The organism is Stenotrophomonas sp. K-6, assembly GCF_056861555.1.
In genome coordinates this window covers 192,778-215,862 of sequence record NZ_JBSPUC010000004.1, presented here as the reverse complement: position 1 = coordinate 215,862, position 23,085 = coordinate 192,778, and the positions used below count along the sequence as shown (strand labels likewise).

Here is a 23,085-nt window from a genome sequence, read left to right as displayed (position 1 = left end):
CGAGGGTCAAACCGCGATTGTAGCGGGGCCGGCCCGCCAGAACGGCCGATCAGGCGGACGCGTTCGCCTCGAGCCGCAGCCGCTGGGCCACCCAGCGCTCGGAGAAGCCATCGCCACGCCAGTTCTCCAGGAACCCGCAATGGCCGCCCCACGGGGCGATTTCCAGATGGGCATGGGCCGGCAGGCGCCAACCGTTGAAGGTGGTGAACGGGATCACCGGGTCGTCCTGGGCCATCAGGATGTCGGCCGGCACCTGCAACCCGGCCAGCCGGTCGCCGGCGATCGAGTAGCCATCGAAGTACGCCTGCAGGGAGCCGAAATCGGTGTGGTGCTCGACCAGCCAGGCGGTCAGCGCGCGGATGTCCAGCTTGAGCACGCGGTCGTCCCAGTCGCTCAGCTCGGGGAACAGATCACGCTTGCGGCGCAGCGAGCCGGCCCATTTGCGCCGGAAGTACCAGTCGTACATCGCCGGGCCATTCTCGATGCTCTCCATCGTGATGGCCGGATCCAGCACCGGGCAGACCGAGGCGACCCGGCGCAACGGCACCCCGGCCGATGGCGCGCGCAGGGCCAGGCGCAGCACGAAGTTGCCGCCCAGCGAATAGCCGGCCGCGACCAGCGGCAGCTCGGGCCAGCGCCGGGCGATGTCGCCGGCGGCGTGCACCACTTCATCGATGCGGTTGGAGTGGAAGATGCCAGGGTTGAGGTGATGGGTGTTGCCGTGGTCGCGGAAGTTCAACCGCACCACGTCATAGCCTTCTTCAAGCAGCCGGGCCGCCGTCATGCGCATGTAGCTGGATTCGGCGCTGCCTTCCCAGCCATGCAGCAGCAGGGCCATGCCGATTGGCTGACGGCCCTCGATGTAGCTGTGCCAGCCCTGCAGGCGCACGCCTTCGCCACCGTCGAGAATCAACTCTTCGGTATGCGCACCGGTGGCGGCCAGCAGCACCAGGCCGCGCTGCATGCGCATGCGGCTGGAGCTGAGCATCGACTGCAGATGCGGATTGCGCAGCCAACGCGGCGGTTGGTAATCGGCAGCGGTCAACATGGGCGCGAGCCTGCTCCCGGCTTGGACGCTGGCGCGTGAAGGAACAGCACCGGGTTACTCGGCGGACATGGCCGCCAGGATGCGCGCGCGCGAGGTTTCCGCGATGCGGCGACGGCCTTCCAGATCGTGAGTCCCAATAGGCGCGAGGAAATGCACCTCGGCCCGCCGTGCCGGCTCGCCCAGCAGCCGCAGGAAGTTGGCGAAAAAGCTCTCCTTCGGGCCGAACGCGACAATGGTCTGCGCATCGCCGCGCACGCCATAACGCAGCGCCACCGGCTGGATCGGCACCTGGGTTTCGACTGCGGCCTGGAAGATGCGCGCGTGGAACGGGCCCACTTCATGCCCACCGCGGGTGCGCCCTTCCGGGAATACGCCAACCGCTTTGCCCTCGCGCAGGCGCACGACCATTTCCTGCATCACGCCACCGAGCGACTCGGTGCTGCCACGCTGATGGAAAATCGTCTGCCCACGTGCGGCCAGCCAGCCGACCACCGGCCACCCGGCGATCTCCTGCTTGGCCACGAAACCCATCATGCGCTGGCTGTGCAGCATCGAGATGTCGACCCAGCTGACGTGGTTGGCCACGAACAGCACCGCACCCGGCAGCGGCGTGCCGATCCGGTGCAGGCGGAACCCGAAGATCCACATCAGGCCGGCCGACCAGGCATTGACCGCCGCGTGCTCGAACGTGCGCTCGCCCACACGCATACGCCCCCACGGCGGCAGCATGGCGATCAGCAGCATCGGCAGGAACAGCAACAGGTGGACCAGCAGCAGCGGTACGCGGTACAGGTAACGGCACACACGCGCCACGCCGCCACGTGAGGCCGGAGTGGGGGAATTCATCCGCGAACGATACCCGAGCGCCGCAGGCTCTGCCAGCGGAATCCGGACAATTCCATGACAGCGGCACGCCACTCGCCGGACGCGGTCAAGCCGGTGCCCCTGCACGGCACAGCCACCGGGGCGACATGCGCCGGCGCACTGTCATGGCCGGTGCAACACAGCGTCCATGCCATGCCGCCGATCAGCCCGGCCGGACCGCCGCAACCACCGCCAGCGTCAGCCGCGAGGTGCAGACCAGCTTGCCGGCCTCATCTTCGATACGGATGTCCCAGACCTGGGTGCTGCGGCCGACGTGCACCGCACGCGCGGTGCCGGTGACGGTGCCGGCACGCACAGCGCGGATGTGGTTGGCGTTGATCTCCAGCCCGACACAGACCTGGGCGGTGGTATCCACGCACAGGTTACCGGCACTGCTGCCCAGGGTTTCAGCGAGCACCACCGACGCGCCGCCATGCAGGATGCCGTACGGCTGGCGGGTGCGTTCGTCCACCGGCATGGTCGCGCTGATCCAGTCCTCACCCGCCGCGGTGAACGTGATGCCCAGGTGCTCGATGAGCGTGTTGCGGCTGAGCGCGTTGAGCGCCTGGATCGACACCGCGTCGCGGAATACCTGGGACATGCAGCTTCTCCGTGGAGGGTTACAGAATCGGAACCAGCCCGGCGCCGAAGGCGGTCAGCATGCGCACCAGCAACCACTTCGGCCCGACATTCACCTCGGGGAAGTCACCGACGGCGACATAGCAGGTGTGGAACGCCGGGTCCTGGCGTTTGAGCGGCTCCGGGCATTCAGGGCCCGGCTGGAATTCGTAATCGGTGGCGTAGCGCCATGGCCAGAAATCGAGCACGGGCAGCGCTTCGGAGGCCTTGCCGACGCTGTAGTTCAATCCGGACAGCACTGGCGGCTTGGCACGCGGCGCCACCACCCAGGAGTTCTGCGGGTGGATGTCGCGCAGGATGCTCTGCGCCAGCGCCTCGGCGAACACCGGGTCATCGATGATCACCGCGCCCTCGGTGTTGTAGTTCTCGCTGCGCGGGTCGAAGTTGTGCGTCCCGATCACCCCGATGCGGCGGTCCACCACCAGCGACTTGGCATGCAGACCCATGCGGGCGCCGGTGCGGGTGACCGGCAACGGTTTGTTGACTGCCTTGGTACCGAGGAAGGACGGCCGGGTTTCAGCACGCAGCACGCGCCGCCCGACCACGCTGCCATCCATGCGCCGCCGCGCGGAGGGGCCCGGCGTGGGCTGGCGCGTGACCCGGGGAACGGCATCGGCATCACTGCCGGTATCACTGCCGCGACGGCTGTCGCCACTGCCATTGCTGCGGGCATTGCTGCCTGCGGCACTGCCGCCCAGCAGGCTGCTGCGCCGGCCCTGCGACGGTGGCGCCTCGGTGCCAAGCGGTGCGGGCAGCAGATTGCGGTAATCCACCGGCGCATCCAGCGGGAACGGCTTGAACTCGTAGACGTTGAAGCCCAGCTCGCGCAGGTTGCGGCGTTTGTACTTGTAGGACAGCGCGTAGACGATCGGGTTGTCGGTGGCGGCCAGGCTGTTGGTGGACACCACCACGCGCGGTGCATGTTCGCGCTTGCGCAGGTCGCGGAACAGGCGCTGGGCCGGCTTGGACAGCACCAGGTACGGGGTCTGCAGCAGCACCTCGGTCTGTGCGCTGGCAATCAACGAATCCAGCTGCGGCTCGGTCACGTGCTGGCCGTTGGCCGGTTGGCTGGCCCGTTCGCGGCGGTGCTTGCGCGGCAGGTCGGCCACGTACTGCACCGAGGCCACCGGCAGGGCGGTATCGACGAAAGTGCGGCGGACGTAGTCGGGGTCGTTGGCTTCTTCGCTGACCCGTTCGAGTCGCTCCGGTCGCCGGACGTCGGCCGGCGGCATGGCCGGGACGCCCTGGCGCAGCAGGGTGCGGCCAACGTCGTTGAGGCGTTCGGCCGGCACGCTGCGCGGCGCGCGCCAGAACGCATCGAAGTTGGCGGCCATCTCGCGCACTTCCGGGCCGGCCACGATCACGTCGCGGTCGCGGAAATTGTATTCGCTGTCCCAGTCGTAATAGTCGTCCTGGTAGTTGCGCCCGCCGACCACGCCCAGTGCATCGTCGACCACCAGCAGCTTGTTGTGCATGCGCTGGTTGAAGCGGCGGAAGCAGCACACCACGCTGGCCGCGTAGTCGAAGTAGTTCAGGCGCGCTTTGCCGAAGGTGGGGTTGTAGACCCGCAGCTCGAAATTGGCATGGCTGCCGGACAGTGCCCCCAGGATTTCCAGATCGGAGATGGCCGAGAGCTGGTCGATCAACAACCGGACCTTGACCCCGCGGCGCGCGGCCGCCTGCAGCTCATCGAGCACGAGCCGGGCGCTGTCGTCCTTGTCGAAGATGTAGGTCTGCAGGTCGATGCTGCGCGTGGCACTGCGGATCAGGTTCAAACGCGCGACAAGGGCGACTTCGCCCTCATCCAGGATGGTGGCGTAGTGGCGCGGCTGGCCGGCGTGGGATTCGGCGAACGCGCGGCCCCCGAGGGCGCGCAGCGGTGAATCCAGGGCGCAGCGGTCGGCCTGGGCACAGTCGACCACGGTTGATCGCGCCTGCACGGCGATGCCGGCCGCGCGGTCGCGCTCGGCGTTGGACAGCGAGGCACAGCCGCTGCCCAGCAACAGCGTTGCCAGCACCAACAGACGCAGCAATGGGTTCACGGTTTCGGCGCCTCGCTCAGACGCGCACGCAATACAAAGGTCACTCGATCACTCAAGGCAAGCTGCCAGCTGTCCATTCCATACCGGCCACGTTGGACGGTACCGCGGCTGACGACGTCGCAATCATACCCGGCCCGGGCACACTCCGGCGGTTCCACCCGCAGGGTCTCCGGGTGGCTGACCCCGCGCAGGATCAGGCGGCCCTGGATGCTGCCGCCCTTTTCCACCACTTCCGGCCAGTACGGCAGCGAGTCGAACTCGACCACTGGATACCGGGCCGAGTCAAAGAACTCCTCGCCACGCATCCAGCCGGTGTAGCGGGCCTTGCCGGGAATCTCCACATAGCGGGTGAACATCCTCAGGTGTACCTGGTGGCGACCGTCGGAGAGCACCTCGATGTTGCCTTCAAAGCGCGGGAACACGCCCTCGATGCGTTGGCCGATCCGGGTCCGGATTTCAAACCCGAAGCGCGACTTGACCGTATCCAAGGCCAGCGCATGGCTGGTCGGTGACGGTACGGACGACGGCGGGGCGGCATGCACCGCCCCTGCCATCAGCAGCAGCCCCACCCACGCCGCGCGGACTGCCCACACGGGTTATGGCCACCAGAACGCGGTCAAGCTGGCGACACCCGGCTCGATGGCAGCGTCGCGATCAAATGCCAGCACCGCGATCCCGCCCGGTGGCATGCCGCGATAGTCGCTGCTGGTGCCTTCACTCATCAGGGCGACCAACTGTTCCAGACCGGGGTTGTGGCCAACCACCAGCAGACGATCAACGTCGCGACGCGCATCGATCAGCCCCATCAGGGTGCCCGGGGTGGCGTCATAGACGGCGTCCTCCAGCCGCTTCTCGACGAAGCCGGTGATGCCCAGCACGGCCTCCAGGGTTTCGCGGGTCCGCCGCGACGGCGAGCACAGCACGCAGTCCGGCAGCAGGTTGTTTTCCTTCAGCCAGCGGCCGGCGGCCTCGGCTTCGGCCAGCCCGACCGGCGACAGCGGGCGGTCCAGATCGGCCTGGCCAGTGCTGGCGGCTTCGGCATGGGCGTGACGCAGCAGTATCAGTTCTCGCATGGGATCTCTCGTGTCAGGCGTTCTTCAGCCACTTCAACAGCGGCTCCCAGTCACTCTGGTGCTCGCGCACCTGGGCCGAGCGGTAGTCGAACAGACTCCGTCCCAGCCCGACCATCACCACATAGCTTTGGCTGTCGCGCAACTGCGCGACGACCTCGTACGGCCAATCGGCCAACATCTGCATCGCCTGCTGCGAGGTCTGCGTCCAGGGCTTGGTGCGGTTGAGCACCAGGCCGACCGGCAGGCGACGGTTATGCACACGGGGAACTTTGGACAGGCTGTTGAGGAAGCCGACGATGGCTTCGATGTCCAGCGCGGACGGCAGCACCGGCACCACGACGGCGTCGGCCGCGTCAAGGAAATGAGGAATATCGTCGGCCATCGCACCGGCCGGGGCATCGATGATGACCTCGTCGGTACCCTCGGGAACCAGTCGTTCCCAGCTCTTTTTGCGATACACGTCGATCGGCAGCACGGCACTTTCCAGGACCGAGCGGCGTTGCGCCCAGCGGGTGCTGGAGCCTTGTGGATCGGCATCGGCCAGGACGGTCCGCTTGCCTTCCAGTGCCGAATGCGCCGCCAGGTGGGTGGCGACGGTGGTCTTGCCCACCCCGCCCTTGGAACCGGCCACCAGGATCGTCTTCATGCAAGCCTCGCTTCCGGGGAACGTTCGGGCAGCCTACACCGGCGCCTGTGACGGAGATAGTCGCAGCGCTGAACCAGAACGGTCGGCCGCGCCTTTGCTATCGTGGATGGTTCCAACGGACTGACCGCCCGCATGAGCGAACTACAGGACCTGAGCGCGTTGATCCGCGCCAACACCCCGCTGATCATCATCGAGACACAGGATGAAGGCCGCGTGGTGGAGCTGTTCCGGCAGACCCTGATGCATGTCTGGCGCGCCCTGCACCGCTGGTCGATCACCGAAGGCCTGCGCCGGATCGACATGGACCGCGAGGACGACCCCGTCGGCCCGCCCGATGCCAGCGCGGCCCTGCAGATGATCCGCCAGGCCGAACAACGCGGCATCTACCTGCTGCTCGATTTCCATCCTTACCTGGGCTATGCCAGCCACCAGCGCGCGCTGCGCGACCTGATCCAGCGGCGGCATTGTGAGGCCCACGTGCTGGTACTGATCGGGGCCAAGGTGGAACTGCCTGCCGAGCTGGAAGCGCTGGCCACCCGGTTCAATCCACGCCTGCCCGACCTCAACGCCCTGCTGAAGATGCTGCGCGAGGAAGCCGAAGCCTATGCGCGCGAGAACGGCGGGCGACGCGTGGCCGTGGACAATGAGGCGGTCCAGAAGATCCTGCACAACCTGCGCGGGCTGAGCCTGGTCGATGCACGGCGGATCGCCCGGCAGCTGATCTTCGCCGACGGCGCGCTCAGCCAGGACGACCTGCCGCAGCTGGCCCGGCTCAAGTTCGAGCTGCTCAACCGTGCCGGCCACCTGCACTTCGAGTACGACACCACGCGCTTTGCCGACGTGGCTGGCGCCAACCGGCTCAAGCGCTGGGTCAACCAGCGTCGCCCGGTGTTCCTCGGCGGTGCCGGCCCGGCCGGCCTGGACCCGCCCAAGGGCATGCTGCTGCTCGGCGTGCAGGGCTGCGGCAAATCGATGCTGGCCAAGGCCACCGCCGCCGGCTTCGGCGTGCCGCTGCTCAGGCTGGATTTCGGCAGCCTCTACGACAAGTACCACGGCGAGACCGAGAAGAACCTGCGCGACGCACTCGCCTCGGCTGAGCAGCTGGCGCCGTGCGTGCTGTGGATCGATGAAATCGAGAAGGGCCTGGCCAGTGGTGGCGAGGATGGTGGTGTGTCGCGCCGGGTGCTGGGTCATCTGCTGACCTGGCTGGCCGAGCGCAAGAGCACGGTGTTCATCGTCGCCACCGCCAACCAGGTGCATGAACTGCCAGCCGAACTGCTGCGCAAGGGCCGCTTCGACGAGATCTTCTTCGTCGATCTGCCCGATGCCAACACCCGGGTGGAGCTGCTGCGCCTGCACCTGGGCAAGCGCCAGCTCAATGCCGACGACTTCGCGCTGCCGGCGTTGGCCGCGGCGGCGGAGGGCTTCTCGGGCGCGGAGATCGAGCAGGCGGTGGTCGCCGGGCTGTATGCCGCACATGCCGAGTCACGCGTGCTGGATACCGAGCTGCTGATGCAGGAGATCCGCGGCAGTCGCCCGTTGTCGGTGCTGATGGCCGAACAGGTGACCGCGCTGCGCGAGTGGGCGCGCGGGCGCACCGTCAGCGCCGACGCGTAGCGCCGACCGTTGCTCGGCTACCGGATCATGGCGGCCCAGGAAGACCGGCCACGCGCTGCAGCACCCACACCCAGGCCGGCAGGGTGACCAGCGACAGCAGGATGCCGTAGCCGACCAGCGCGGCCGCCAGGCGCGGGGCCAGGCGATGTGACATCGCCAGCGCGGCGGCGGTGATCATGGTCGGCATCGCCGACTCCAGCACATTGGCCTGCAGCATCGTGCCGTGCAGCCCGAATGCCCAGGAGATCGGCAGCGCCAGTGCCGGCATCACCAACAGCTTGAGCAGCAACCCGACGCCCAGCGGCGTGAGCTCGTCCAGCGGCAGGCGCAACTGGATGGAGAAACCCACCGCCAGCATCACCAGCGGCAGCATCGCATCGGCCAGCTGCTTCAGCCCGGTGCCGATCCAGCCCGGCGGCTGCTCAGGCATCAGGGTCAACGCGAACAGCAACGCCCACAGCGGCGGGAACCTGGCGATCCGCAGCAGGATCTGCGCGGCGGTAGGCGGGGTGTCGCCGCTGTAGCGCGCGATCACATACAGACCGAACGTGGACAGCAGCACGAACGTGCCGAACTGGTCGTAGACCACCGCGTACGGCAGCGCGTGGTCGCCCAGCAGTGCGCGCACCATCGGGTAGCCGATGAAGCTGGAGTTGGCCAACGCCACGCAGATCAACAGCACGGCATGCACATCACGGGCGAAGCCGAAGGCGCGCGTGGCCAGGCTCACTGCCGCGAGTGTGCACAGCATCAACAGCCACGGTGTGGCGACCAGCCCGATCAGGCTGATATCCAGATGCAGGCGTGGGACATAGATCAGCACCGCCGCGGGCAGGCAGACGTACAGCACGATGCGGTTGAGCACATCGGCCGTGTTGTCCGGCAGTGCGCGCAGGCGCGAAAAGACCATGCCCAGGCCGAGCATGGTCAGGATCAGCGCGAATGCATCGAAAGCCATCGCGACAGCCTAGCCCACCCGGCCGCGACCGGTGCCCCGACGATGGTCGAAGCACGATCCTTCCCTGGCATGCGCCGGGCCTGCCCGCTCACCCGGGCAGGCCCGCGCGGTCACGGCCAGGCCGGCGGCTTTTGCGCCCACGCCTGCTGGACCTCGGCCAATGTGGCGCGTTCGCTGTCGCGCCAGCCCGGCAGCAGCTCGGCGTAACGATCCGGGGTAGTCCACTGCTGTGGCTCCGTACGTACCGCGGCGGCGTACCACTGCACAGCCTCGCTCCGGCGTCCCAACGACCACAGCGCCAGCGCGAAGGTAGGCGGCACCCAGGACGGATTGCTACGCAGGCTGCTCTGGGACAACGTCCATTGTGCCAGGGCAGCGTCCACCTCCCCGAGCCGGTACAGATCCCAGCCATAGTTCCAGCGAACCGAGCGACCTTGCGCGGACGTGGCCGCGGCCGACGCGCTGGCTTGCTCGTACAGGCTGCGCCCAAGCTCCGGCCGCCCCTGCGCGATGGCGACGCCTGCCAACTGGACGGTCGCCTCCAGCGATTTGCGGCCGCGCTCGCGGTGTTTCATCAATTGGTCGACGAGATCCCCACCCTCGCCCTGCACCACCACCATCGGGGCAGCGGCCACGTCGTTGTCGAAGTAGAACTCCTGCACTGCCGGCAGCGATTGCGCCGACGCGTTGAACACACAGGCCCCTACGGCCAGCGCCAGGCTGGCCAGCATCTGTCTTGCAACTGCCATGCAAACTCCCCCAGGTTGTCACAACAACCTCCCCTCCTGATCCTAACCGCAGCGCGCGCTCAGAACCAAGGGCCGCCGACCAACGGTCGGATCTAGCGGGTGCGCCGCCAGACCCGCAGCCGGTTGTTGGCCGGCATCGCGGCATCCTCGATCAGCACCAGGCCCACTCCGGCCGCCAGCGCATCCACCGCCTCGGCATCGCGGATGCCCGAGGCCGGATCGCGCGCCTTCAACCACCCATCGAACTGTCGGTTGCTGCCGCTGCTGAAGGTCCCGTGGTCGTTGAAGGGCCCGTAGACACACAACAGGGCGTCGTCGGCCATGACTGTCGGCAACCCGGCGAACAGGGCCTGGACGTGCGCCCAGATCATGATGTGCAGTGTGTTGGCACTGAACACCGCATCGAACGCCAGCGGCGCGGGGGGCAACGGAGCCAGCCCCGGCGCCGGCGACAGCACCGCCTGCAAGGGCCACGGCGCCGGGGTGTTGGGCAGGCCGGCGGCCTGCAGCCGCTCGGCGATCCCGGGCAGATGGTCCGGATGATCGCTCGCCTGCCACTGCAGATGCGGCATGGCCCGCGCGAAGTGCTCCGCGTGCTGGCCGGTGCCGCTGCCGATCTCCAGCACCCGGCGGCGCGTGGCAAGGTGGCCCTGCAGCACCGCCAGGATCGGTGCGCGGTTGCGCTCACAGGCCTCGGACCAGCGCATCTGACTCATGGGAATGTCACATCGGCAGGGAATCGGTGTCCATCCAACCATGACCGCAGTCACTTGTGCCACCCTGTCATGGCGTTGAAAGTCGACGGCTTGTCCAACGCCGTCGGCCTGCGCGCCGTCGGCCGTCTTTGGGGGATGTGAGCTGTGCAACGTCGTGAGTTCCTAGCGCTGTCTGGAATGGGCCTGGCTGGCCTGGTACTGCCGCACGGTCGGCTGATCGCCGCCGAGCAACTGCTCGAACCGGGCGATGTGGGCCGCCAGAAGGCGCTGGCCGAGGCTGCGCTCGCCGCCGCCAAACGCGCCGGTGCCAGTTACTGCGACGTGCGCATCGGCCGCTACCTCAACCAGGCGGTGATCACCCGCGAGGCCAACGTCCAGAACGTCACCAACAGCGAGTCCTCGGGCATCGGCATCCGGGTGATCGTCAACGGTGCCTGGGGCTTTGCCGCGACCCATCTGCAGACCCCGGCCGCGGTACTGGCCACGGTCGAGCAGGCCGCGGCGATCGCCCGCGCCAACGCCGGCATCCAGACCCGGCCCGTGCAGCTGGCGCCGGTCACCGGGGTGGGCGATGTGAGCTGGAAGACGCCGATCCGCAAGAACGCGATGGCGGTGCCGATCAAGGACAAGGTCGACATGCTGCTGTCGCTGAATGCAGCCGCGCTCAATGCCGGCGCCGACTTCATCAACTCCACCCTGTTCCTGGTCAACGAGCAGAAGTTCTTCGCCTCCAGCGATGGTTCCTTCATCGACCAGGACGTGCACCGCATCTGGCTGCCCTTCACCGCCACCGCGATCGACAAGGCCAGCGGCAAGTTCCGCACCCGCGCCGGGCTGTCCTCGCCGATGGGCATGGGTTATGAGTTCCTGGATGGCGAGGCGCGCGGCAAGATCGCGCTGCCCGGCGGGGTGGTCGCCTACCGTGACTCCTACGATCCGGTGGAGGACGCGATCGCCGCGGCCCGCCAGGCGCGGGAGAAGCTCAAGGCGCCGTCGGTCAAGCCGGGCAAGTACGACCTGGTGCTGGACCCGTCCAACCTGTTCCTCACGATCCACGAGAACGTCGGCCACCCGCTGGAGCTGGACCGCGTGCTCGGTTACGAGGCCAACTACGCCGGCACCAGTTTCGCCACGCTGGACAAGCGCGATGCGGGCTTCCGGTGGGGCAGCGAGATCGTCAACTTCTTCGCCGACAAGACCGCCCCGGGCAGTCTCGGTGCGGTGGGATACGACGATGAAGGGGTCAAGACCAAGCGCTGGGACCTGGTCAAGGACGGCATCCTGGTCAACTACCAGGCCACCCGCGACGAGGTGCACATCCTTGGCGAGAAGGAGAGCCACGGCTGCAGCTATGCCGATTCGTGGTCCAGCGTGCAGTTCCAGCGCATGGCCAACGTGTCGCTGGCGCCGAGCAAGGCCCCGCTGAGCGTGGCGGAGATGATCAAAAACGTGGAGAACGGCCTCTACATCCACGGCCGTGGCTCGTACTCGATCGACCAGCAGCGCTTCAACGCGCAGTTCGGTGGGCAGCTGTACTACCAGATCAAGAACGGTGAGATCACCGGCATGGTCGAGGACGCCGCCTACCAGATCCGCACGCCCGAGTTCTGGAATGCCTGCAGCGCGATCTGCGACGAGCGTGATTTCCGCTTCGGCGGTTCGTTCTTCGATGGCAAGGGCCAGCCCGGCCAGGTCTCGGCGGTCTCGCACGGCTCGTCGACCACGCGCTTTGATGGCATCAACATCATCAACACCGCGCGCAGCCTGGGATGAGCCTGTTCCCGCTCCGTGCCGAATGTCACTACCGCGGCGCCCGCATGGCCGCAAGAATCGGCTGTGCCGCCGCGGCGGTCGCCCTGATGTCGCTGTTTCCCTGCCACCCCCACACCGACGTGGAGAGCTGCCTTGCAAAGACGTGACTTTCTCGCCCTGACCGGGCTTACCGCTGGCGGACTGATCGTGCCGTCGTTCTTCGGCAAGGTCATTGCCGCCGAACAACTGCAGAGCACACTCGATCCGGCGCTGAAGAAGCGCTTGGCCGATGCCGCCCTGGCCGCCGCGCGCCAGGCCGGGGCGACCTACTGCGACGTGCGTATCGGCCGCTACCTGCGCCAGTACGTGATCACCCGCGAGGACAAGGTCCAGAACGTGGTGAACACCGAATCGACCGGTGTGGGCATCCGCGTGATCGTCAACGGCGCCTGGGGCTTTGCCGCCACCAACCAGCTCGGCACCACCGATGTGGCGCGTGCCGCACAGCAGGCCGCCGCCATCGCCAAGGCCAATGCCGGCGTGCAGACCGCTCCGGTGCAGCTGGCTGCCGCACCCGGCGTGGGTGAGGTGTCCTGGCGCACGCCGATCCGCAAGAATGCGATGGACGTGCCGATCAAGGAGAAGGTCGAGCTGCTGCTGGACGTCAATGCAGGCGCGATGGGCGCCGGCGCCAGCTTCGTCAACTCGATGCTGTTCCTGGTCAACGAGCAGAAGTACTTCGCCTCCACCGACGGCTCCTACATCGACCAGGACGTGCACCGCATCTGGGCACCGATGACTGTCACCGCCATCGACAAGAGCACCGGCAAGTTCCGCACCCGCTCCGGGCTGTCCTCGCCGATGGGCCTGGGCTACGAGTACCTCGACGGCGTCGGCACCGGCAAGGCGGTCTCGCCCAACGGCGTGGTCAACTACCGCAACTCCTACGACATGAAGGCCGATGCGATCGCCGCGGCCAAGCAGGCGCAGGAGAAGCTCAAGGCGCCGTCGGTGAAGCCGGGCAAGTACGACCTGATCCTGGATCCGTCGCACACCTGGCTGACCATCCACGAGTCGATCGGCCACCCGCTGGAACTGGACCGCGTACTTGGCTACGAAGCCAACTACGCCGGCACCAGCTTCGCCACGCTGGACAAGCGCGAGCAGCATTTCCAGTACGGCAGCGACAAGGTCAACATTTTCGCCGACAAGACCCAGCCGGGCAGCCTCGGTGCGGTCGGCTACGACGATGAAGGCGTCAAGACCAAGCGCTGGGACCTCATCAGCGAGGGCAAGCTGGTGGATTACCAGACCATCCGCGACCAGGCCCATATCCTGGGCAAGACCGAGTCCGACGGCTGCTGCTATGCCGATTCGTGGTCCAGCGTGCAGTTCCAGCGCATGGCCAATGTGTCGATGGCGCCGGGCAAGACCAAGCTGAGCGTGGCCGACATGATCAAGGACGTCGAGAACGGCATCTACATCATCGGCGACGGTTCGTTCTCCATCGATCAGCAGCGCTACAACGCGCAGTTCGGTGGCCAGCTGTTCTATGAAATCAAGAACGGCCAGATCACCCGCATGCTCGAGGACGTGGCCTACCAGATCCGCACGCCGGAGTTCTGGAACGCCTGCACCGCCGTGGCCGATGAAAGCGACTACCGCCTGGGCGGTTCGTTCTTCGACGGCAAGGGCCAGCCCGGCCAGGTCTCGGCGGTCTCGCACGGTTCGTCCACCGCGCGCTTCAACGGCATCAACGTCATCAACACCGCGCGCAGCCTCGGCTGACCGGTCAGGAGCCCCAATCCATGAGTATCTTCACCGAAGCCCAGGCCAAGGCCATCCTCGACAAGGTCATCGCGCTCTCCAAGGCCGATGAGTGCACCGCCGTGCTGGCCGGCTCGATCGACGGCAACATCCGTTTCGCGCTCAACAACGTCTCCACCAGCGGCATCGTCGACAACACCGAACTGGCCGTGACGGTCGCCTTCGGCAAGCGCGTCGGCACCGCCTCGATCAACGAGTTCGACGATGCCGCGCTGGAACGCGTGGTGCGCCGCGCGGAAGATCTGGCCCGCCTGGCCCCGGAGAATCCGGAGTTCCTGCCCGCCATCGGCAAGCAGACCTACCGGCCCAGCCCGACCTTCAGCGAATCCACTGCGGCGATCGACCCGGCGTTCCGCGCCAAGGTCGCCGCCGACTCGATCGCGCCCTGCCGTGGCAACGGCCTGATCGCGGCCGGCTTCCTGGAGGACGGCCAGAGCTTCCAGGCCACGGCCAACAGCAACGGCAACTTCGGTTACCAGCGCGGCACCAACTTCGATTACACCTGCACCGTGCGCACCGAAGACGGCCGCGGCTCGGGCTGGGTCGGCCGCAACCTCAAGGATGCCGCCGATTTCAAGGCCGACCAGGACATCCGCATCGCCATGCGCAAGGCCACCGAATCGGCCGAAGCCAAGGCACTGGAACCGGGCAAGTACACGGTGATCCTGGAGCCGGCGGCCGCAGCCGGCCTGATCAGCTTCATGATGAACTTCTTCGACGCGCGCTCGGCCGATGAAGGCCGCAGCTTCCTCTCCAGGAAGGGCGGTGGCAACAAGCTCGGCGAACAGGTCTACGACCCGCGCGTGAACATGGTGGCCGACCCGTGGCATGCCGATGCCGCCGTGCTGCCGTGGGACAACGAAGGTCAGCCGCGCGAGAAGCTGGACATCATCAAGGATGGCAAGATCGCCAACCTCAACTACTCGCGTTTCTGGGCGCAGAAGCAGGGCAAGACCGCCAACGCGCGGCCGGGCAACCTGCTGATGGCCGGTGGCGACAAGAGCACCGCCGAGCTGGTCCGGGGCACGCAGAAAGGCATCCTGGTCACGCGTACTTGGTACATCCGCATGGTCGATCCGCAGACCGTGCTGCTGACCGGCCTGACCCGCGATGGCACCTTCTACATCGAGAACGGCCAGATCAAGCACCCGGTGAAGAACTTCCGCTTCAACGAGTCGCCGGTGATCATGCTCAACAACATCGAAGAACTGGGCAAGCCGGTGCGTGTGGCCGGTGACGAGTCCAGCCTGGTGATGATGATCCCGCCGATGAAGCTGCGCGATTTCACCTTCACCTCGTTGTCCGACGCGGTCTGATGCACGGTCGTGACGGCCACTGGCCGTCTCTTCGCCTGACCGGTCGCTTCTGGGAACGTGCGCGGCGATGAACCGCGCACAGTTCCTGCGCCTGATGCTGGGCAGTGCCGCGTTCGCGGCATTGCCCGCGCCGGCACGCGCCCAGGCAGGGCGTTATGACTTCTGGTTTACCCGCCTCAAGTACGACTCCGGGGACTGGGACGTGGATGCGCGCATGCCATCCAACGTGATCACCTCGCTGATCGACTACACCTCCCTGCGCGTGGACCCGACCGAACACGTGATCGCACTGTCCGATCCGCGCATGCTGGAGGCGCCGTTCTGCTACCTGGCCGGGCACAAGCTGGTCGAGTTCAACGCCGCCGAACGGCAGAACTTCGTGCGCTATGTGCGCAATGGTGGGTTCGTGTTCGTGGATGACTGCAACCATGACATCGACGGCCTGTTCGCCACCTCCTTCGAAGCGCAGATGGCCAAGCTATTCGGACCCAGAGCGCTGAACAAGCTGCCGAACACCCACGCGCTGTACCGCAGTTTCTTCCGCTTCCCTGAGGGCCCGCCCGCCACCGGGTTCGAGCTCAACGGGTGGGGCGATGATCTGGTCCACGATTACCTCAAGGGCATCCAGATCGATGGCCGCCTCGGCGTGCTTTACAGCAACAAGGATTACGGGTGCGAGTGGGACTACGACTGGCGCAACAAGCGGTTCCTGGCCGAAGACAACACCCGCTTCGCGGTCAACATCGTGATGTATGCGTTGAACAGTTAGGTTTCTTCCTGCTTTTTCAGCCACGCGTGGCGTGGCTCTACACCGATCTTCTGCGAGTGCCTTATGACGACCGACAGCCTTGATGTCCTCCTGCCCCGACTGGATCACCTGCGCAGCGCGCTGGCCCAGGCCGTGGTCGGCCAGCACGCGGTGGTCGAGCAGCTGCTGATCGGCCTGCTGGCCGGCGGCCACTGCCTGCTCGAAGGCGCGCCCGGGCTGGGCAAGACCCTGCTGGTGCGCTCGCTCGGACAGGCGCTGGAGCTGCAGTTCCGGCGTGTGCAGTTCACCCCCGATCTGATGCCCAGCGACATCCTCGGCACCGAACTGCTGGAAGAGGACCACGGCACCGGCCACCGGCACTTCCGCTTCCAGAAGGGCCCGATCTTCACCCACCTGCTGCTGGCCGACGAACTCAACCGTACGCCGCCCAAGACCCAGGCCGCGCTGCTGGAGGCGATGCAGGAACGCACCGTCAGCTACGCCGGCACCACCTATACGCTGCCCGCACCGTTCTTCGTGCTGGCCACGCAGAACCCGGTCGAGCAGGCGGGCACCTACCCGCTGCCCGAAGCGCAGCTCGACCGCTTCCTGCTGCATGTGCGGGTGGACTACCCCACCGAGCAGGAAGAGCGCGACATCCTGCTGCAGACCACGGGCAGCGCCAGTGGCAGCGTGCCCAAGGTGATGGACGCCGAGGACGTGCTGGCGCTGCAGGACGCCGTGCGCCAGGTCCACATCAGCGAGGATGTGCTGACCTGGATCACGCGCCTGGTGCGTGCCAGCCGCCCTGGCAGCGATGCACCGGCGGCGGTGAACCAATGGATCAAGTGGGGGGCCGGCCCGCGTGCCGGGCAGTCGCTGGTCCTGGCGGCCAAGGCGCGCGCGCTGCTGCAGGGCCGTTTCGCCGCCACGCGCGAGGATGTGCAGGCGCTGGCGGCACCGGTGATGCGCCATCGCCTGCTGTTGTCCTTCGCCGCCGAGGCCGAGCAGAAGAGCGCCGACGACGTGGTCGCCGCGCTGCTGCAGGCCGTGCCGTTCCCGGGGTGATCCACACGCCGTGAGCCGCAACGCACCGATCGCCATCCCCGCCGATGTCCGCAGCCGCCTCAAGGCGCTGCGGCTGCTGCCACGCCGTGCGCGCGGTGCGCACGGGATCGGCCAGCACGCCAGCCGCAGCCGTGGCGCCGGGCTGGAGTTCGCGCAGTACCGTGCCTACGAACCCGGTGATGAGCTGCGCCAGATCGACTGGAAGCTCTACGCGCGCTCGGACCGGTTCTTCGTGCGCGAATCCGAGCGCGAAAGCCCGATCACCGCCTGGGTGCTGATCGATGCGACCGCCTCGGCGGGCCAGCGTGATCGCGCGCGAGCGGACTGGTCGCGGCTGGACCACGCCTGTGCCACCGCCGCCTGCCTGGTCGAACTGGCCCTGCAGCAGGGTGACCGTTTTGGCGTCATCGTGGTCAGCGGTGGTGGCGTGCAGCTGGTGCCGGCCGGGCAAGGTCCACGCCAGCGCGATCGCGTCCACCTGCTGCTGCGCCAGCTGCAGGCCAGTGGCAGCTGGCCGCCGGTGACCTCGCTGGCGCCGATCTGGGAACGCGTGCAGGCCGGTGATCTGCTGGTGGCACTGGGCGATGGGTTTGACGAGGCAGGCATCGTCCTGCTGGAACGGCTGGCGGCCGCGCGGCGCGAGGTACTGCACCTGCAGCTGCTGACCGCCGAGGAGCGCGATTTCCCGTTCACCGAGGGTCACCGCTTCCGCGATCCGGAGACCGGCGAAGAACTGCTGGGCGATGGCCGCGCCATCCGCGAGGACTATCTGGTCCGCTTCGACGCCGCGCAGCGTGCGTTGCAGGCGCGTCTTCAGGGCAGCGGCATCGTGCACGCGACTGGCTATCTCGACCAGCCGCTGGATCAGCCCTTGCGGGTGCTGCTCGGCGTCGGAGGGGGGGCGTGAGCCTGCTGTTCCCATTCGGCCTGTTCGCACTGGCGGCCTGGCTGGTGCCGCTGCTGATCCACCTGGCGCGGCGCCACCAGTACGCACCGCTCGATTTCGCTGCGCTGCGGTGGTTGCGGGCCAGGATCCGGCCGCGTCAGCGCGTGCGTTTCGACGAGTGGCCGTTGCTGCTGGTGCGGCTGCTGCTGCTCGCTGCGCTGGCCCTGCTGCTGGCGCGCCCGGTGCTGCACGGCGGCGCGGCCGACACGCACCCGGTCACGGTGGTCGCCCCCGGTCTGGATGGCACCGCCCTGCGTGGCCAGGACACCAAGGGCGACTGGCGGTGGCTTTCACCCGGCTTCCCCGCGCTGGCCGACGCCGCCCCGCCGTTCCCGCAACCCTTGGCCAGCCTGCTGCGTGAGCTGGACCAGCGCCTGCCGGCCGGCTCTCCGCTGACGGTGTACGTGCCCGACCCGATGTCCGGTCTGGATGGCGAGCGCCCGCGATTGTCGCGCCCCGTGACCTGGCGACCCGTGCCCTTGGCGCCTCCCGCCACGCGCGTCGCCGCCGTGCCCCTGCTGCAGATCGGTGGCGGCATCGCCGAGCGCGAGCAGCGCGTACTGGCGGCGATCCAGCGCGCGTGGTCGAACCAACCCCTGTCTCCCGCGCGGGCAGCGACCACCGCCCCGGATGATGGGCAGCTCGGCGTGTGGCTCGCCACCGAGCCGTTGCCGACCGTCTGGCAGGCATGGGTGCAACAGGGCGGCAGCGTGCTGGTCGCATCGGGTTCGGCGGGGACCGGTTGGATGCCGGCCCTGCGCGATGCGCGGGGCGCGTCCGTACTGGAGCAGCGCGCAGAAGGGCGCGGTCGTCTACTGCGCTTCACCGCAGCGCTGTCGCCGCCGGAACTGCCGGCACTGCGCGATCCCGACCTTCCGCGCCAGTTGCTGGGGGTGATCGCGGCGCCGGCCGCCCCCACCCTCGCACCGGCGGCCACACAGCTGCCGTTGCGTGGCGGCTCCGCACCGCTCCCGGCACCGCGTGAGCTGGTCCCCTGGCTGCTGGCGCTGATCGTGCTGCTGTTCGCGCTTGAAAGGGTGATGGCCACGTCGCCACGCCGCGGAGCCGGCGCATGAATGCCGCTATCCAGCACGGCTGGCAGCGCGCACGCCGTCGCCAGTGGTGGATCACCGCCGTAATCGCGGTGCCGATCGCGTTGGCACTCAGTGCGGTGACGTGGCGGATCGCAGGGTTCAACGCCTTCAGCGTGGTCCTGCTGCTGGCATTGCTGATCAGCGTCGGATTGGCGACGTGGCGCGCACGCCGGCTGGATCGCCAGTGGCTGGTTCGCCGCCTGGATGACCATGCCGTCACGCAGGACAGTGCCGATCTGCTGTTCACCGCACCGGACGCATTGAATCCGCTGCAGCAGCGTCAGCGCGCGCATGTCCACGCGGCCCTGCAGTCGCGCATGCCCGAGTTGCGGCCCCTTTGGCCCGGCCGCTGGGTGCTGGCATCGGTGTTGATGTCGGGGGTGGTGATGGCACTGGCGTTCAGCTGGCCGCGCGGCCAGAACGCGGCGCGGCTGTTCCCTGGCATTGCAGCACCGCCCGCCACGCCGGCGCAGCCGCCGCAGCTGCGTTCGACGCGGCTGGAGATCACCGCCCCGGCTTACACCGGCCAGGCCGCGCGCGTGCAGAACGCGCTGGATGGCAAGGTCGCGCAGGACAGCCGCCTGCAGTGGTCGCTGCGCTTCACCGCGCAGCCGCAGACCGCTGCCCTGCAGTTCCATGATGGCCAGCGCATCGCGCTGCAGCGCGATGGCGACCAGTGGACCGCGCAGTGGACTGCAACACGTCCAGCGCTGTACCGCGTGGTCACCGAACCTGCCCTGCGCGACATCCGTCTGTACCGGCTCGATGTCGTGCCGGATCGCCCACCGGTCGTCCGCGTGATTGCCCCGGACCGCAGTCTGGTACTGGGTACGCCCGGCCAGCGCCAGTGGCCGCTGCAGTTCGAGGCCACCGACGATTACGGCGTCGTTGCCACCGCACAGTTGAAGGTCACGCTGGCGCAGGGCAGCGGTGAGAACATCACCTTCCGCGAACAGACCTTCAGCCTGGCCGGCACCGGCCGGGCAACGCAGCGGCGCTTTGCCCGCACGCTCGATCTCGCTGCGCTGGGCGCCACCGAAGGCAATGATGTGATCGCGCAGCTGACAGTGCGCGATATCCACACTCCCATCGCGCAGAGCGCCCAGAGCAGCAGCGTGATCCTGCGCCTGCCCAGTGCCGCGGAAATCCAGGGCACCGACATGGAGGGCATGGTCAAGAAAACCCTGCCAGCGTACTTCCGCAGCCAGCGCCAGATCATCATCGATGCCGAAGCGCTGATCAAACTGCGCGGCAAGCTGCCGGCCGAGGAATTCGTCAAACGCGCCGATGCGATCGGCGTGGACCAGCGCATCCTGCGCCTGCGCTATGGCCAGTTCCTTGGCGAGGAAAGCGAAGGCGGGGCCAAGCCTCCGCCGACCAGCGATACCCTGCCCACCAGTGACGTCCCGGCCAGCACGCACGACGATCATGATCACGATGGCGAGCCTGCGCAGGCCCAGGCCGGTCACGACGATCACGACCATGGGGCGCCGACCGACGGCACAGCCGCTGTGTTCGGCAGCGCCACGGATGTGCTGTCCGAGTATGGCCATACCCATGATCACGCCGAGGCCGCCACCCTGCTCGATCCCAAGACGCGCGCCACGCTGAAGGCGGCGCTGGATCAGATGTGGTCGTCGGAGGGCGAACTGCGCCAGGGCCAGCCTGAGCGTGCCCTGCCCTACGCCTACAAGGCACTGGGCTTCATCAAGGACGTGCAGCAGGCCGAGCGCATCTACCTGGCACGGGTCGGCCCGGAGCTGCCGCCGATCGATGAGGGCCGGCGCATGACCGGCGATCGCGCCGAGCTGGCCAGCCGCACCTTGCCGCTGCGGGCACTGGACGCTCCGGACCAGGCGATCGTGGCGGTCTGGCAGCAGCTGGCCGATCCCGCCAGCGCGCCCGATCTGGACGCACTGACCCAGTGGCTGCAGCGCAATGAGGCGCGGCTGCCGGATCCGCTGAGCCTGGCGGCCGCCATCGAAGAGCTACGCATCGCACCGGACTGCGCCGATTGCCATCACGCCCTGCGCGCGCAGCTATGGCGTGCCCTGTTGCGGCCGTTGCCGCAGGTCCCTCGTCGCATCGCCCCCGATGCCATGGGTCAGCGCTACCTGGATGCCCTGGAGGCCACACCGTGAGCGAGGCGCGCTGGATCCTGATCGCACTGCTCGCCGTACTGTTGCTGGCCAGCGTGCGTCTGTGCTGGCAGCAGTGGCGTGGACCGGCGCGCACGCGCATTGTGTTCGCCAGTCTGCTGCTGTTGCAGGCCGCGATGACGACGCTGCTCTACCTGACGCTGGTGCCACCGACGCAGCGCGCCCCCGGTGGTCAGCTCACCGTGCTGACGGCAGGGGCCGATCAGGTGCGCTGGGCCGCCACGCCAGGCGAGATCGTCATCGCCCTGCCGGAAGCGCCGAGAGCGGCCGAAGCGCTCCGTGCGCCCGATCTCGCCACGGCATTGCGACAGCATCCGGGGAGCACCGCGCTTCGGCTGATCGGTGATGGTCTGCCCGCGCGTGATCGCGCCACCGCACTGCCGGGTGGCACGCGTACCGAGGCACCTGCCGCACCGCAGGGTTGGGTCGCATTGCAGCCGCCCCCCGTCACGGCGCCCGGTGCAGTGTTCACCGTCAACGCGCGTGCCCAAGGGGTCCCAGGTGTGCGCGCCGAGCTGCTGGATCCGGCGGGTGTGGTGGTTGACCGTGCTACGCCCGGCGAGGATGGCAACGTGCAGCTCGACGGTGTGGCACGCGCACCCGGACAGAGCACCTTCCGCCTGCGGCTGCTGGATGGCGAACAGCATGTGCTCGACACACTCACCGTGCCTGTGGATACGGCCGCGGCGCCGGCCACGCGCCTGCTGATCCTGGCCGGCGCGCCGGGCCCGGAACTGAAGTACCTTCGCCGCTGGGCCACCGATGCCGGGATGCGCGTGCAGGCGCAGGCCAACGCGGGCGGCGGGGTTTCAATCGGCGATGCTCCGATCGCGCTCACCGCTGCCACCTTGGCTGAGACCGATGTCGTGGTATTGGATGAGCGCAGCCTGGCTGGGCTGTCGGCCGCGCAACGCAGCGGGCTGCAGCAGGCGATTCGCGGCGGGTTGGGCGTGCTCGTCCGCACCAGCGGCCCGCTCGGCGATGGCGCACGCCAGACGCTCCGCAGCTGGGGACTGTCCGTCACCGGCGGCAACCAGGCCGCGCCCCTGTCACTGACGGCCGATGCCGACGCGGCGTTGCTGCAGGCACGTCGTGGCCCACAACGACCCGCATCGGACACCACCGCCTACATCGAGGACGCCGACACGGCCTCGCACCAGGCTGCGCTGCCGGTGTTGGAGCAGCTGGGCCTGAAAGCCACAGATGCCAGCGCTCTGCTGCACGATGACAAGGGTGCTGCCGTCGGCGGTTATCGCGCCCTCGGACGTGGCCGCGTTGCGCTGCTGCCGGTCACGGACAGCTATCGGCTGGTGCTGGCCGGCCGCGACGATCGCCACGCCGAACTGTGGAGCGGCGTGCTGGCCAGCGTGGCGCGCGCGCTTCCCACCGCAGATGTGCCACGCCTGGACACAAAGACGCCGTGGGCCGGCGAGCGCATGGCGCTGTGCCAGCTGCAGGCGGCTGCACAGGTGCGCGCACCGGATGGCACGCTCATTCCGCTTCGGGTTGACCCGGCCAGCGGTGCCGAACACTGCGCCGGTTACTGGCCGACGCAGGACGGCTGGCATCAGCTGCAGCAGGGTGAGAACCGTCACGCGTTCTACGTGTTCGATCCAGCCACTGCGCGATCGTTGCATCGCCAACAGCTGCGGGAGGCCACCGCGCAGCGTCTGACCACCGGAACCGCCGCGGCATCGCCGGGCGTTATCCAGACCCCGGGCACGCGCTGGCGGTGGCTGCTGGCCTTCGTAGTGGCAGCGGGTCTGTTGTGGTGGCTGGAGCGGCGACGGCCAGGACCTGCCGCGCATTGACGCGCTGCGCTG

Annotated in this window: 20 protein-coding genes; 10 read left to right on the top strand and 10 right to left on the bottom strand. The window is 68.0% G+C overall.

Annotation, left to right across the window (positions count from 1 at the left end; genetic code table 11):
- Nucleotides 1–49 precede the first annotated feature (49 nt).
- The 7 genes from AC13F7_RS13970 to AC13F7_RS13940 all read right to left on the bottom strand — a co-directional run bounded on the left by AC13F7_RS13970 (nt 50) and on the right by AC13F7_RS13940 (nt 6,312).
- A complete protein-coding gene (locus AC13F7_RS13970) occupies nt 50–1,045 on the bottom strand; it encodes a YheT family hydrolase (RefSeq protein WP_483001783.1) in 996 nt (331 codons plus the stop codon).
- Nucleotides 1,046–1,102: 57 nt separating this feature from the next.
- A complete protein-coding gene (locus tag AC13F7_RS13965; protein WP_265309910.1) occupies nt 1,103–1,894 on the bottom strand; it encodes a lysophospholipid acyltransferase family protein in 792 nt (263 codons plus the stop codon).
- Nucleotides 1,895–2,075: 181 nt separating this feature from the next.
- Nucleotides 2,076–2,513, bottom strand: a complete 438-nt coding sequence (locus AC13F7_RS13960; RefSeq protein WP_483001434.1) for a hotdog fold thioesterase — start codon at nt 2,511–2,513, stop codon at nt 2,076–2,078.
- 19 nt (nt 2,514–2,532) lie between these two features.
- Nucleotides 2,533–4,593, bottom strand: a complete 2,061-nt coding sequence (locus AC13F7_RS13955) for a phospholipase D family protein (RefSeq protein ID WP_483001432.1) — start codon at nt 4,591–4,593, stop codon at nt 2,533–2,535.
- Nucleotides 4,590–5,147 carry a YceI family protein gene (locus tag AC13F7_RS13950; RefSeq protein WP_481467898.1) on the bottom strand — a complete coding sequence of 186 codons (558 nt, stop codon included), beginning with the start codon at nt 5,145–5,147 and terminating at the stop codon, nt 4,590–4,592. Before AC13F7_RS13950 ends, AC13F7_RS13955 begins: the two co-directional genes overlap by 4 nt.
- A 42-nt stretch (nt 5,148–5,189) precedes the next feature.
- A complete protein-coding gene (locus AC13F7_RS13945; RefSeq protein ID WP_123731027.1) occupies nt 5,190–5,666 on the bottom strand; it encodes a SixA phosphatase family protein in 477 nt (158 codons plus the stop codon).
- Between the two features lie 13 nt (nt 5,667–5,679).
- Entirely contained in the window at nt 5,680–6,312 is a 633-nt protein-coding gene (locus AC13F7_RS13940; RefSeq protein WP_483001429.1) for a ParA family protein, read from the bottom strand.
- Nucleotides 6,313–6,444: 132 nt separating this feature from the next.
- Between AC13F7_RS13940 and AC13F7_RS13935 the strand changes: the two genes are divergently transcribed.
- The gene (locus tag AC13F7_RS13935) at nt 6,445–7,929 is read left to right on the top strand and encodes an AAA family ATPase (RefSeq protein WP_481467786.1); all 1,485 of its coding nucleotides are present in this window, start codon (nt 6,445–6,447) and stop codon (nt 7,927–7,929) included.
- A 25-nt stretch (nt 7,930–7,954) separates the two neighbouring features.
- Here the strand turns inward: AC13F7_RS13935 and AC13F7_RS13930 are convergent, their stop codons facing one another.
- From AC13F7_RS13930 to AC13F7_RS13920, 3 genes are all read right to left on the bottom strand, one after another.
- Nucleotides 7,955–8,887 carry an AEC family transporter gene (locus AC13F7_RS13930; protein WP_483001427.1) on the bottom strand — a complete coding sequence of 311 codons (933 nt, stop codon included), beginning with the start codon at nt 8,885–8,887 and terminating at the stop codon, nt 7,955–7,957.
- Between the two features lie 110 nt (nt 8,888–8,997).
- Nucleotides 8,998–9,636 carry a tetratricopeptide repeat protein gene (locus AC13F7_RS13925; protein ID WP_481467782.1) on the bottom strand — a complete coding sequence of 213 codons (639 nt, stop codon included), beginning with the start codon at nt 9,634–9,636 and terminating at the stop codon, nt 8,998–9,000.
- Between the two features lie 92 nt (nt 9,637–9,728).
- Nucleotides 9,729–10,352: a DUF938 domain-containing protein gene (locus AC13F7_RS13920; protein WP_483001425.1), complete on the bottom strand. Its 624-nt coding sequence runs from the start codon at nt 10,350–10,352 to the stop codon at nt 9,729–9,731.
- Between the two features lie 144 nt (nt 10,353–10,496).
- Here AC13F7_RS13920 and AC13F7_RS13915 point away from each other — a divergent pair, with 144 nt between their 5' ends.
- The 9 genes from AC13F7_RS13915 to AC13F7_RS13875 all read left to right on the top strand — a co-directional run bounded on the left by AC13F7_RS13915 (nt 10,497) and on the right by AC13F7_RS13875 (nt 23,073).
- Nucleotides 10,497–12,125, top strand: coding sequence for a TldD/PmbA family protein (locus AC13F7_RS13915; RefSeq protein ID WP_483001423.1), 1,629 nt, complete (start codon nt 10,497–10,499; stop codon nt 12,123–12,125).
- Nucleotides 12,126–12,257: 132 nt separating this feature from the next.
- Nucleotides 12,258–13,892, top strand: a complete 1,635-nt coding sequence (locus AC13F7_RS13910) for a TldD/PmbA family protein (RefSeq protein ID WP_483001421.1) — start codon at nt 12,258–12,260, stop codon at nt 13,890–13,892.
- Nucleotides 13,893–13,912: 20 nt separating this feature from the next.
- Nucleotides 13,913–15,247: a TldD/PmbA family protein gene (locus AC13F7_RS13905; protein WP_346471609.1), complete on the top strand. Its 1,335-nt coding sequence runs from the start codon at nt 13,913–13,915 to the stop codon at nt 15,245–15,247.
- A gap of 67 nt (nt 15,248–15,314) precedes the next feature.
- Nucleotides 15,315–16,016, top strand: coding sequence for a DUF4159 domain-containing protein (locus AC13F7_RS13900; RefSeq protein WP_481467773.1), 702 nt, complete (start codon nt 15,315–15,317; stop codon nt 16,014–16,016).
- Between the two features lie 63 nt (nt 16,017–16,079).
- Nucleotides 16,080–17,063, top strand: a complete 984-nt coding sequence (locus AC13F7_RS13895) for an AAA family ATPase (protein ID WP_483001418.1) — start codon at nt 16,080–16,082, stop codon at nt 17,061–17,063.
- A gap of 10 nt (nt 17,064–17,073) precedes the next feature.
- The gene (locus tag AC13F7_RS13890) at nt 17,074–17,970 is read left to right on the top strand and encodes a DUF58 domain-containing protein (protein WP_483001416.1); all 897 of its coding nucleotides are present in this window, start codon (nt 17,074–17,076) and stop codon (nt 17,968–17,970) included.
- A complete protein-coding gene (locus AC13F7_RS13885) occupies nt 17,967–19,085 on the top strand; it encodes a BatA domain-containing protein (protein WP_483001414.1) in 1,119 nt (372 codons plus the stop codon). Before AC13F7_RS13890 ends, AC13F7_RS13885 begins: the two co-directional genes overlap by 4 nt.
- Nucleotides 19,082–21,244, top strand: a complete 2,163-nt coding sequence (locus AC13F7_RS13880) for a hypothetical protein (RefSeq protein ID WP_483001412.1) — start codon at nt 19,082–19,084, stop codon at nt 21,242–21,244. Before AC13F7_RS13885 ends, AC13F7_RS13880 begins: the two co-directional genes overlap by 4 nt.
- Nucleotides 21,241–23,073 carry a hypothetical protein gene (locus AC13F7_RS13875; protein WP_483001410.1) on the top strand — a complete coding sequence of 611 codons (1,833 nt, stop codon included), beginning with the start codon at nt 21,241–21,243 and terminating at the stop codon, nt 23,071–23,073. Before AC13F7_RS13880 ends, AC13F7_RS13875 begins: the two co-directional genes overlap by 4 nt.
- Nucleotides 23,074–23,085 lie beyond the last annotated feature (12 nt).

Coding starts and splice junctions, on each gene's coding strand:
- AC13F7_RS13965 (WP_265309910.1), bottom strand. CDS start 1,894: ATGAATTCCCCCACTCCGGCCTCACGTGGCGGCGTGGCGCGTGTGTGC.
- AC13F7_RS13960 (WP_483001434.1), bottom strand. CDS start 2,513: ATGTCCCAGGTATTCCGCGACGCGGTGTCGATCCAGGCGCTCAACGCG.
- AC13F7_RS13950 (WP_481467898.1), bottom strand. CDS start 5,147: ATGGCAGGGGCGGTGCATGCCGCCCCGCCGTCGTCCGTACCGTCACCG.
- AC13F7_RS13945 (WP_123731027.1), bottom strand. CDS start 5,666: ATGCGAGAACTGATACTGCTGCGTCACGCCCATGCCGAAGCCGCCAGC.
- AC13F7_RS13940 (WP_483001429.1), bottom strand. CDS start 6,312: ATGAAGACGATCCTGGTGGCCGGTTCCAAGGGCGGGGTGGGCAAGACC.
- AC13F7_RS13935 (WP_481467786.1), top strand. CDS start 6,445: ATGAGCGAACTACAGGACCTGAGCGCGTTGATCCGCGCCAACACCCCG.
- AC13F7_RS13930 (WP_483001427.1), bottom strand. CDS start 8,887: ATGGCTTTCGATGCATTCGCGCTGATCCTGACCATGCTCGGCCTGGGC.
- AC13F7_RS13925 (WP_481467782.1), bottom strand. CDS start 9,636: ATGGCAGTTGCAAGACAGATGCTGGCCAGCCTGGCGCTGGCCGTAGGG.
- AC13F7_RS13920 (WP_483001425.1), bottom strand. CDS start 10,352: ATGAGTCAGATGCGCTGGTCCGAGGCCTGTGAGCGCAACCGCGCACCG.
- AC13F7_RS13905 (WP_346471609.1), top strand. CDS start 13,913: ATGAGTATCTTCACCGAAGCCCAGGCCAAGGCCATCCTCGACAAGGTC.
- AC13F7_RS13900 (WP_481467773.1), top strand. CDS start 15,315: ATGAACCGCGCACAGTTCCTGCGCCTGATGCTGGGCAGTGCCGCGTTC.
- AC13F7_RS13895 (WP_483001418.1), top strand. CDS start 16,080: ATGACGACCGACAGCCTTGATGTCCTCCTGCCCCGACTGGATCACCTG.
- AC13F7_RS13880 (WP_483001412.1), top strand. CDS start 19,082: ATGAATGCCGCTATCCAGCACGGCTGGCAGCGCGCACGCCGTCGCCAG.